This is a genomic window from Paenibacillus faecis (assembly GCF_008084145.1).
Lineage (GTDB): Bacteria > Bacillota > Bacilli > Paenibacillales > Paenibacillaceae > Fontibacillus > Fontibacillus faecis.
In genome coordinates this window covers 1,040,884-1,052,910 of record NZ_VSDO01000002.1, presented here as the reverse complement: position 1 = coordinate 1,052,910, position 12,027 = coordinate 1,040,884, and the positions used below count along the sequence as shown (strand labels likewise).

The 12,027-nt window shown below is 32.5% G+C and carries 9 protein-coding genes; all 9 read right to left on the bottom strand.

Features of this window, described 5'->3' with window-relative positions:
* Nucleotides 1-153 precede the first annotated feature (153 nt).
* A complete protein-coding gene (locus FRY98_RS12700) occupies nt 154-687 on the bottom strand; it encodes a hypothetical protein (protein WP_148452245.1) in 534 nt (177 codons plus the stop codon).
* A gap of 183 nt (nt 688-870) precedes the next feature.
* Nucleotides 871-1,278 (bottom strand): hypothetical protein, encoded by a 408-nt coding sequence (locus FRY98_RS28655; protein ID WP_211373284.1) that lies wholly within the window; start codon nt 1,276-1,278, stop codon nt 871-873.
* An 821-nt stretch (nt 1,279-2,099) separates the two neighbouring features.
* Complete coding sequence (locus FRY98_RS12690; RefSeq protein WP_148452243.1) at nt 2,100-5,144, bottom strand: P-loop NTPase fold protein; 3,045 nt, start codon at nt 5,142-5,144, stop codon at nt 2,100-2,102.
* Nucleotides 5,145-5,374: 230 nt separating this feature from the next.
* Nucleotides 5,375-5,503: an L-arabinose isomerase family protein gene (locus FRY98_RS12685; RefSeq protein WP_148452241.1), complete on the bottom strand. Its 129-nt coding sequence runs from the start codon at nt 5,501-5,503 to the stop codon at nt 5,375-5,377.
* Between the two features lie 172 nt (nt 5,504-5,675).
* Nucleotides 5,676-8,336, bottom strand: a complete 2,661-nt coding sequence (locus FRY98_RS12680) for a DEAD/DEAH box helicase (protein ID WP_148452239.1) — start codon at nt 8,334-8,336, stop codon at nt 5,676-5,678.
* Nucleotides 8,329-9,249 (bottom strand): Hachiman antiphage defense system protein HamA, encoded by a 921-nt coding sequence (locus FRY98_RS12675; RefSeq protein ID WP_148452236.1) that lies wholly within the window; start codon nt 9,247-9,249, stop codon nt 8,329-8,331. Before FRY98_RS12675 ends, FRY98_RS12680 begins: the two co-directional genes overlap by 8 nt.
* Before the next feature lie 486 nt (nt 9,250-9,735).
* Entirely contained in the window at nt 9,736-10,533 is a 798-nt protein-coding gene (locus FRY98_RS12670; RefSeq protein WP_148452234.1) for an HNH endonuclease, read from the bottom strand.
* Between the two features lie 463 nt (nt 10,534-10,996).
* Entirely contained in the window at nt 10,997-11,293 is a 297-nt protein-coding gene (locus tag FRY98_RS12665; protein WP_148452232.1) for a hypothetical protein, read from the bottom strand.
* Nucleotides 11,294-11,595: 302 nt separating this feature from the next.
* Nucleotides 11,596-11,883 (bottom strand): DUF6809 family protein, encoded by a 288-nt coding sequence (locus FRY98_RS12660; RefSeq protein WP_148452230.1) that lies wholly within the window; start codon nt 11,881-11,883, stop codon nt 11,596-11,598.
* Nucleotides 11,884-12,027: the final 144 nt, after the last annotated feature.

The following is a 12,027-nucleotide window of genomic DNA, read 5'->3' as shown; positions in this document are numbered from 1 at the left end:
GGTCTATTATGATTCGAGATGGTGGGGGAATTCAAGGAGACCACCGAGTATACAACAAAATAAAAAAGCCCCAAACTCAACTGGAGTTACGGAGCATTAATAAGTATCAATTTGAACCAGGGGGCCTTAAGGCTCCACCACTTGAATCTAATGTTAGCCGAGATTCAATTCCCCTTGAGTTAACCATTCCTCTCTTGATATAACTTTATAATCATATCTGGGATTATCTTCTGGATCACCTATTTTAATAAAAGCAGCAAATCGATATTCCAACGTTTCTTCAGTAATATATGCTTTTAGTTTATCGATATCATATTGTTCAAGCTGCTCTGAAACATTCATCTTCTTAACTTCAACAACCAATAGATTATCGGTAGAATTTCTTCGATGAACTATAATGTCAGGATAGACGGATCTACGCCCAGTTATAATATCTTCATGGTTATCAATTTTGCTCTTTAGTCTTTGAGCAAGCTTATTGTTTACATCTATTTTCTTCATGTCTCCAAGGTTTCTATTGTACTCAACATCGATATCCCACCCTTCATAAAACACTTCTCCCAAGTGAATTGCTAGCCGATGAGTTATCGATCTTTCATGTGAATTATTGGAAATAATTTCATGATCAAAATAGTAAAGTCTTTTTAATGCATTTTTCAATCTATTCTCAATAAATGTTTTATTCATGTTCTCACCTCTAATTGAATTTCGGCAAACGTTCCCGTATCCAACTATTCGAACTCCTTCTTACGGACCAAAAGACGGTTTTGCCGACTCCGAAGCGTGAATGCATTGTTGGGTGCAGTCTCTGGCTTCTTCGAGAAAGCTCAATAGTATGTTATTAAATCCCTGCAGTTCCATATGTATTATTTATCGCACTTTCATAGTTTTGCACTTAAAATATAATGCTTCAATTAAAAAGTAATCAATCATTTGTCTTTGATTCTCTTCACTCCCCCATCCGAGACACGGAACCATATCGTACTTCTTGAGCATTTGATAAAGTGATCTGCCATCAATGATTAGATCAGCAAATTTCGTGTTTTTATTTCTATCTTGCTCAGGATCATAGTCATCATACCGACTTGAAGCTCTAGATTCTAAGTAGTTTATTTTTTCCATTTTTCCTCCTATATTTATGTTTAGTATCTTCCAATTTATATTGGCCTTAAGTATGACGAGTAGATTAAACAAGGTCAATAAAGAGCTGCGGAAGGGTTTCAGCCGCAGTTCTTTTGTAAAAGGTGGATTATGAGACTGTTGTCCTTTACCGTCCATTAAGGAAGTGTTACTCCCTCCGCCTTATTTTGGTAATCACTGTATGACCACGTCCACTCACCGTCCTGTTGAAACGAAGCTAAGTACTCAAAATTCGCTTCGCCGTTCTCATCCGCTATTGAGAAATACGCGTAAGACAAGAAGGTAACGTTGCGCCGTTATCAGCAATGCCTCGTTCACGCTGGACAATACGGCCGATTTCGTAAAGGCAGGCCTTAAGATTGACTCCCCGATCGCCATACTCAATCTGTCCAAGTTTTCAAGCTATGAGTACAAATGGCGCTGGATGACAATTACGATATATTACCGCACCCGAACGATAATTTTTGGATCGCCATTTCGACATGGGGTGACCGGCGCAGCATCAACTATCGACCCATTTCGACGCCATCACCTCATTCTTGAGCCTAGGCAGAGGTTTCAGGTATTTCAAATAACGAGCGGAGAGCAATTTCCATAAAGAAAATTGGAATAATGATGTTACTTGTTTGGACCGTTCTTTTAAGCGGCTGTACTTCGCACAAGGAGCTGAACAGTCCTTCATTGTAGGCATTCAGGGAACAAGTTAGCCAGGTGATCCCTGAGATCAAGTCCTTGAAGACGGTCGCCTTACCGACACGGGTCGTGTTACGGTATACTTTTGAGACGAAGCCGGATCTCTCGGTTCAACAAGACATCGTCAAACGAACGGATCGCTATATGCTTACGGAAACCTTCGAGACCGAAGTGTTGGCTGCACATCTTTGGATAAAGGAGCTGTCCATTGGTTTGCCCAAGAGTGACAGCTCTTATTTAAAAGAAAGTAGCTTAATTTATTCTATTCATACAGTTCTGGTCGTAATTGATTTTTGGTTTTCTGTTATTACACCTAACTTCACAGTACACCAGATCCATGTTTTGTGTTCTTCAGAACTTTCATCATATCCATCTTTGGGTATAATCAGGTAAAGCTCCTCCATTTTAATTATAATTTCGTCTTCAACCTTATTATTTCTTGTATGTCTTTCCAATAATACAAGTAAGGAACTAAAATATCTTAGATTCTGTGACGTCATTAATTCTTTCTGAATGTAAAAATAGTCGTGAAATTCTAGAATTTCACAAATCAGCTCCTCTTCTGATTGTGCAAACGGCTCTCCATTAAATTTGTTGATAGGTTTTACTGAAATGCTTTTAATCTTTTCTGAGATTCGCTCTTTTAAACGATATATTCTTATAAATTCGTTAAGTCTATATTGGTAATATTTAATTGATTCAATAATATATTCATTATCTTTATTCTCTGTAGCTATACAGTTGATTGATTTACTAACCCATTGATCAAAAAAGTCCAACTCCGAGATATAGAGATTCTCTTCATTAATTATCCTTCCGATTGCCTTTACCATTTCTTTGAGTTCATAAATACCACTCAAATCTGCACTAATGCTTTCATAACTGTACGATAGATCCTTCAATTTCAATAGACTTATAATCATAACGATATAGTTTTTATAGGGTAGAAAAATAGGTGTTGTTGTCTCATTAACATAAAAATAACTCCCATTTTTATCTTTTGCATTTTGAAAATATGTATCCCTACCTAATATTTCGTTTAATTCCGTAAAATAAACATCGGTTTCTATCAATGGATTTCTTTGGGGTTCTCCAAGAATCTCAAAAAGATTCATAAGGGAAACGATTCCTTTTTCAAATAAAACAATTATATGCTTTATTAATTTATTTCTTCTTGAGTTAACTAACTGACTCGCAACTCCATAGTTATTGTACGAAATCACTTTTAAGTATTCCTTTATTTCCTCAATAGTATTAATGGTCAAACAATGATTCGGATCGTCCAATTTATTAAGAATTCTTTTAGTATTTGTTTCCTTATCCGCATTTAATTTATCGAGTGATCTATTAAGTACTATTGCATTACAAAAATCATTCAAAATATCCATTTTCAATCCTTGTTCTTCACTAATATGATTTTTAAAAAACACCGAAAAAAATGAACTTAACAAATAATTTTTCTTAAAATATTTAATTTCGAACATAACATTAGAAAAATCATTATCTTGTTGTATTAATTTATCTACATATTCTCCGAAAAGTATTTTAAGTATCATGGTCCTAACAATTATTTCGTCAATTCGTTCTACTCCACTTAAATTCAATTTAAAAATTTCATGTTCAGAAATTCGATGATCGATAGTTATTAACAATTCTTTTATTTCCCTAATTATTTTCTTAACTTTCCTTATATTTGTTATTCCATCATTTAACCTCCGAAGAATATCCTCAACTTCCCCTTTACTATTATTTAACTTTTCTAGGGACACTTGTTCATCATTATTGTATTGATTAGTTTTAGTTTTCTTGCTTATTGAATCAATTTCCCCTTGAATGTCAGTTAATTTATTACTAATATCTTTTATTAAGTCCATTATGTAATAAATTACATTCTGCTTTATTCTATTGCTGATTTCCTGAGTCAATCCTGCACGTAATTGGTCTACACCAATATTTTTTATAAAATAGCTAAATATTTCTTGAAAGTTTATTTTAGATAGCTGGAATTTTCTATTTACAAATTTGTCCAAGTAAGACCGGTCTACTTTTTTATTTCCATCTATTCTTTGCTCATCCATCAAGAAAATAACATTGAAACCTTTAAAATTGACTAGTTCTTTTATAAATATTAATGTAGATTTAAAAGTCTCTTCTTCAACTCTATCAAAATCATCTATAATAATATAAATTTTACTTTTATTCCTAGTTTCATCTTCCTCATCTCCACTACCACCCATCTTTCTTTTGTTTTTCTTCAATTTACTCGATAACAGTTTATGTATATCCTTTTCTAACCATTGTTTGCGTTTTCTAAAATCACTCAGTTCATCATTATCCAAACTTTCCAATAACTTATCTAATTTTATTACTTGTTTTAAATTTAATGTGTTTAATGTTTGAAAAATAATATTCACATAATTCTTAAACGGGCTATCTTTCCCTGTAAAAATCCTATTGGAACTTAATATATCTTTAAGTTGGCTAAAAAAATATTCCATTAGCTTTTCAGTTGTATCTAAGATCATCGGTTGTATGAAGATCGTATAATTTCCATCCTCCGATAATTTTTTTGACAAAACGTTTATTAGACTAGTTTTCCCTGTTCCCCAATCCCCATTTAATATCAGAGCAAAGGGTTCGTCATAATTATTTATCCTTAAAACTTCAAGCAAACTACTAAATTCCTGCTTTCGAGTAGGTAGCAATTGTTCATATGTATTAATATCAACATCTGATTCTTCATTTACTTTATCAAAACTTTCAGTTGCAATTTCGCGAGACAACAACTGCAATATAAACCATCCAACAATAAATAAACTAATCAGTAATAAGTCATTGACGATATATAACTGATTGGTGGAGAATGCCGTAAAAATATAAGTCAAACCCAAAAAATAATATACCTTAGAAAAGTTCAGAATAATTTTTTTCATTGACTTTTGATAATTAACTAATTCTTTTATGAACACAATAAAAAAGAAGAGATACAGAATCCATCCGATTGACCAGTATATGGATAATAACTCATTTATTTTAGGTATATTAGAGAGATTTATTACGCAACCAAATACACATACTAGCACTATATGAATTAATAAGTTAATAAATTGCAATTTATTTACTAACAACTTCTTCTGTTTTTTGGCTTTATACCAGTAAATTAAACCAGACAGTAAAATACATAACAAAATGACGATTTTATAATTTTCTATAAATTCACTAAAGTGTAAGTAGCTTTTCGAAATAAAATGATTAACTTTTACCATTACTTGTTCAATAAAATTTATCAATCTATAATTAAATTTCTCCATTATATTTCACCTATCTGCTAATTATTATTGTTTAAATTAAAAGGCTTGTCAGCGCCTCCAGTCATGAAAATAGTGTTATATGATATCAATACCTGAGAAAGCTCTTAAATAAAATTTTATGCTATTCCTTCCGAATTAAAAATTACTAATTTTTTTGTTATAAACGATTTGGGAGGAAGAGGTCCTCGATTATACTGTAAAAGTGATCCATAATGATATATGCGAGTATTTTAAGACTTCCCTGAATATCCTAGCACATTCAGCACGCGCGTCAGGGTCGAGGTTTTCCAATCGCCTTCGCCAACGAAGCCGTGACCTGCTTTCATCAGGCGCAGCATTGCCAAGCCTGTAAGCTGCATATTATCTCCCCTTCGTTATGCTAAAGATAACAGATTTACCGCTATTTAAATTGATTTGATCTGTCCGAGTAAAAAAACGGCCCTTCGAAGAGAGCCGTAATAAACTAACTTCTTTATTAATACCGTTAAAAAAGCTCCTTACCTTCAAATTTAATGTGTAGTCTTTCTATAGCTATTGAATAAAACCTAAATCCTTTAGATATTTTGTGTATATTGGCTTTATTTTGATGTTTTCACCATTCTCATATAACCAATTGATAACATCAATTTCTAAATAATTATTTACTTTAATAAATTCATGATAAATTTGTAACGCAACACTTCTATTAATACCAGAGGAAATCATTCGTATCATGATAGGATCCATAGTCCCCAGTTCAAGCATAACAGGTAGGGAAAGCGTTAATTTGTATTTCTCCCTGTCATCTTCAGAAAAGAATAGTTCAAGAATATCAGTAAGTACTTTGAAATATTTAACTAATGTAAAAGTAATTACCTTTGAGTGAATATTCATAACTTCTTTTATTCTATTATTAATATCTTCAACATTATCTGGGTTTATTTTCTTTCTAATATTGCCGTAAAAATTAATATCATCCTCAATTATTTCTCTAAATCCAGTATTTTGAAGCCATCTAAACCCGAAATAAGAAATACTACCTATACTTAAGTTAGATATATTGTGTTTAAAGTAGGTTTCTCTCCCTATCTCAAACACTTCATCTAATTTTTGGCATATAATAGAAAACTGCCAAAAGAAACTTAAATCTTGAAAAGGATGTTCCACAATTTTATTTTTCTTTATTCTTCTATTAAAGTTCGGGTTAGGTGTTATCGCCCAGTTTTGGTATCCTTCTTCCTTTATTCTAAGATAGAGTTTATTTTGTAGTAATGGATCAACTGATGGATTTAACTTAATAATTTCGTAGGGTACTTTTATATCTGAAAGTTGTTCACCTAGTTGTGTAACGACTTGCTCTATCTGAGTATTATTAATTTGTTTCCTGATCAAATAATCTCTTAATTCATCTTTTCCTGCAAGATATTTCTGCCTTAAATGTGTAATGGTATATCCATTTTTATTTTTATTGCTGTCCAGTTCTGTATTCTTCAAATCTTTATCGATGAAATCTTTTTTCAAGAAGGACTTCGTACTTGCTAATATAACTTCTTTTTGATAATTTTCAGAAAAATATTTTTGAGCAATAATTTCATCTACACTTTGTTTAGTTATAAAAAAAATTTGACCATACAACGAATCTTTAATTCTCCCTGCTCTTCCTATTAAATTACCAAATTCAAATGGAGATAAACTATCACTCCGTTTTCTAGCTGAAATTAAAAACAAATTCTTGGCGGGTAAGTTAACACCTTGAAGTAAGGTCGAAGTACAAAACAAGTAGTTAATTTGGCCCTTATCGAACAGGTATTCTATTTCTTTTCGGACTAACTCTGGTAATTTACTATGATGGAACGCCACTCCTTTCCTTAAGCAATCAATTAGATAATAACGAGGATGTATTTCTTCCTTTAAAAAGTCAATTAACTCACTGATAGAGCGTAAATCAACTGAAGGAAAAAAACTAAGTGATTCTAGTGCCCATTTTTCTGCGAAGTCTGTTCTCGGAGCATAAATAATACTTTGTTCTCCTCTTGATATATTGGAAATAACTCTTGAAACAATAGATCCTTGACTCGATTCAAAAATTGATTTCACATCAAAATCAACTTCGATTGGAATAGTAATATCTTTTGTATCACTAAAAGACTTGACTTTAAGCTTCAATTGGTTACTTTGTTTATCCGGTATTACCAATGCCTTAATTTGAATCACCGGTGAGAGTAAGGTTTCGACATTCTCGCTTTCCTGATTAAACAATTCCTTGAATAACTCATCACTTTCAGAAATACTTGGCCCTGCTATTATAATTTTTGCGTTTGCCCATTTCTTGCTTAATTCTCCAAGTACGTACTCCATAAGAACGCCGCGGCCTTCTTCATCCTCTACATTCTGAATTTCATCAATGAAGATTAAATTCGGGGAAAATTCCACTGTACTGGTTTGGTTTAATGCATTCAAACACCTTTCAGGTGTTAATACATACATTTGTTTCTGGCGAACAAATTCACTTATATTATCAGTGTTTTCCCCTATAAATGCTGTTTTAATCTGTATTGATTTATTTAAAACCGCCCTGAATTGTTCACTAACTTGGTTTAATAATGCCTTTGAAGGTACTATGTATAAAACAGAAAAATTTTCTGCATTTTCAAATTGATACTTAATGAAGCGTTGAATGATAAATGATTTCCCACTAGAAGTTGGAGCTGAAATAGAAACATTTTGGTAAATATTAAGAGCTGTCCATAACTTCTTTTGAAAATCTGTTGTTATTACGAAATCGTCGTTCAACTCTATTGTGTTTTCGTATAGTTTCAATCCAACTTCAAAATCTAACAATGTACCAAACTCTTCCTTAAAGGATACTTGGTTAGGAAGATTAGGCACTATGTTAAATAGCTGAGACAAAAATTTTGTCGCCAATAAATTACCAGTTCTTGAAAATAAGACATAGCTCAGTTTACTAAAATTGATATCACTAGTATTATATAAAAACAATAATACAGCGAATGTCTGTGCTTTTTGTTTGTGAATCTCTTCGTTACTTCCAGCAAGAATAGATGCAATCCAACCCGCTTTTCTTAATAGACTAAAATCAATGTTTTTACTAAAAGGAATATTTAATTGCTTACGAATATAATTATCCAATAGCGTATCAAGCATAAAATTAAATGTTTCATGATAATAAGCATTATCGTAAATACTAGCCATTATAATCTACTCCATGAATATGATAAAATACAGTATTTCTAAATTTTTGAACATTATGCACAGGAATAATAAAGAAGTCTAAAAATACCTTTTGTAAATTACTTGAGTTCGCCAGCTTATCTTGAATTAATCGTAAGTGTTCTTTCCCCCTTCGACTGAAATATTTCTTTATCATCTCTTCGGCTTCATCTTGAGTCAGTGCTTGTCTTTCAATATTATTTATTTCGTTTGTGTTATACATTATAAATATGGGATGAACTAATATATTGCTTCGATATTCTTCAGAACCTGGTGTTATAGCATCATAAACAGAATCAAGGTCGAAATCATCACTTAAGTTTTGTTTAGCAACCATAAATTCAGTTGAACTAAATTGTGCTGAGGTGAGCTCATTATGGAACCTATCCAGTGATAAAAAAGCATCTTCTATTCCTCCAGCAAAGGAATCCATTATTTTGGATTCCCCTATTAAACATGCAGAATGGAACTTTCCACTCTGATATTCATATTCACCAAGAAAAATGCCATCCCCACCTTTTATCTGATCCTTTGGATTAGTCAGTGACTTGATCTTATGAGCCACCATAGGACAGCCAAGAACACTCTCTACTAGTAAAAAAAGTAAAACCTCACCATATTTACCATCGGTATTCGGATCTTTTTTCCCAAAGTACTTTTGAGCTTGAATCCATGCCCTTTTTTCTCCTAGTTCTTCGATTTGTTTTGAACTATAAACGTATTTCTCGATTGACTCCGCAGTAAATAGACCTAAAGAATTAAAGTCTAATAGGTTGCCAGAAAACCTAATACTATAGCCCCTGATTTTTAGTTTAAAATCTTGCGCGAAGTGTTGATTTAATAAATATTTGTTAATCCATTCTTTATCGATTTGTACGAGTTTCTTCCACTCCATAAATTCACTACCTTTAGGTTAACTTTTATCGAAAAAAGCAATAAAATAATTTAAATGCAAGTCAATTAACTTGATACATTCAAGAAATTTTGAAATATCCAGAATACACAATCATACATTCTACCTATAAATATAGTACCTTATTTGGAAAAAGTTAACAACCCCTAGTTCTAGGGTAATAAATAAGCCCTTACATAGAAGGGCAAGTCTTTTTTACAATTGAATTATTTCCAATCTTGTTTGGTATATCCCTTAAAAATGAAAGTAAATTCATCAATTACAATTCTACATGTTGAATCAAACTAGCTAACTATCGAGTTAATTCCCTGCATTTGACTTTCTCCTTTGTTTTCTCAACTTTAAGTTACAATATAGGCGTTGTCTCTAAATTTTCATAAATTGAATAAAAACATCCTTCATAATATATATATACTTCATCAAATTTTAATTAAGTTCTATGTAGTCAATCCCATAGTTATCGCAGTATTACCAATAGGTTTGATATCTTTCAGAAGTTATTATCTGGGTTCCGCTTTTTGATAAGTTATGCTCTTTGCATAATAATTGAAAATTCGTAGGGTCATTGTTTCCACCTAAATTTAGCGGAATAACATGATCATAATGAATTTCCTCACCTAGAAACATTAATCCTGATAAATCCCTTCCGCAAACTTGACATTTCCCTTTGTCTCTATGAAAAATTGCATCCTTAAGCCATCTAGGAATATAAGTCGCTCTCTTTACTACCCCATCACGTTTCATTATCTCAGGATAATCGTATTTCCTCATCTTTTTTGTTATAGAGGCAACAATCTCATTGAATTTTAATAAAAACATCCTATCGCCAAACAATATTGTAAAAGATTCTTGCACAATTTGTTCGAATATTGGAATTAATAGTTGCTTAAGATTTTGAATATAATTGAATTTTGTGTCCTCACATTCTTTTAATAAACCATCGTCATTAACTGAGCCTTCAAACTCTTTACTCGGCAGAAATGGAACATGGTACGTGTTTAAGATTTTCTCATACTCATCAATAATTTCAGAGTAACCAACCTTATCTTCAAAATATTCATAATCTAGTTTGAGTCGAACTCTTAAAAAATCGTGTAATAATGTATCTTTTTGGGGTTTAGAAATCCTTAATCTAAAGGCTCCATCCTCAGGATCAAAATAATCCTCCAAATATTCCTCTTCCGCCCTATCGAATACTGTTTCATAAATAAATGAAACATTTGGGTATGTAAATCTGTATTTAAATTCTTTAAATGATTCCATCATTCTAATATACTCCTTTGAGTAAAACCAACTAGTTAATTTCAGATAACGCTCTGGTATTCACAAACCTGAGAGCCCTAAGTGGGCGAAGCGAACGTGGCGAGGACTTGGGCTGCAGGGTTATTCGCCTGACTCAACTTTCTTGGCTCCTTATCATCTGACGAACAAAGGGCTTAGAGGGCCGGCGCGTGAATACGCTGTTATCACGATCACCTCTTCTTCGAATAATAAACTTGTTCTTCTAGTTAGCCTCCCTATGCTTCTGAATAGACTCTATAATCTTTAATTGACTCATCAAAATCGTATTTTACTTTAGTAGGGTAATCATTTCCCAGTAGATATGAATTTATCCAATTCGAGTAATTTAATAAAATATAGTTTCCTGTCTCTCATTCTATCAGAACAAAAAAAGAAACCATCAATTACTTCTTTTCATCAGTTGATATTAAAAATATATAGCTGTGTATTATTTGATTATATAATTTGTCTGCGCCCAGCCTTTCAGTAACGGGAGTATCTCGGGAGTATCTAATGTATACAGTTCGTCTATTCTATGCCAATTAAGTCTTGTAACATCCTTCATGTTTTTGTATGACTTTACTTGAATTTGTATTCCTTTTGTATTTAAAGACAGTTTACCTGCTTCTTCTAGTTTTCGAACCGAATATAGGGCTATCAGAATATCTTTCTCAAAATCAACAGCCATTTCCTCAGAAAATGATGTTACTGCATATTTAGTTTTTATCTTCTCTGAAAGTGCCAAAAGATCATTTTTCCAACACGAAGACGCCTAAATCATATGTACTATCTCCTTTGTCTAAAAATAGGTTCAGTAGTTTCGGATAACGTGTATTTACAAAGTACGTGAATAACAGAATTCATTGAAAATATTATGAAATAGTCTAAATGAACTACAGCCTTATTCTACTATAAAATGGAATACAAACTAATAATCTTTACTCAAAAAAACAAAAAAACTTCCGCAAAAATGATTAGCGAAAGTTTCGGATTTATATCATCTATTCTTCCTGATTTTATATTCCCCCCAGACTGCCCTCACCAACCTCACTCCTTAAAAACCTCCCCCGTCCCCCAAAACACCTCCACCATCACCAAAGCCCCCATCCTAAACCCCTGGACAAAAGCCTCACTCGCTACCATAGAACTAGTCTCCCCGTTCAAATCCAAGATCTCCTCAAGGGTTTTGAAATCGTCCTCCGAAAATCTTCTCTTGGCTTCCAACATCAAATCAGATAGTTTTCTATTGAGTTGACGATATTCAGGATCGGTAGGGATCATTTGCTCTTCTGGGTTTAGATTTCCTCTGTAAAGCTCCTCCAAAATACTCTTCATTCGACTCACCCTCTAGGAATTATGTAAACGGTATAGTTTAGAATATTTAAAACGGTCAACAATTCTAGTATAAATAGATTTTATGCGAAAAATGCATAAAACTCAATATGCTGTTTTCGCATAAATTAAACTTAGCTTGGGTGA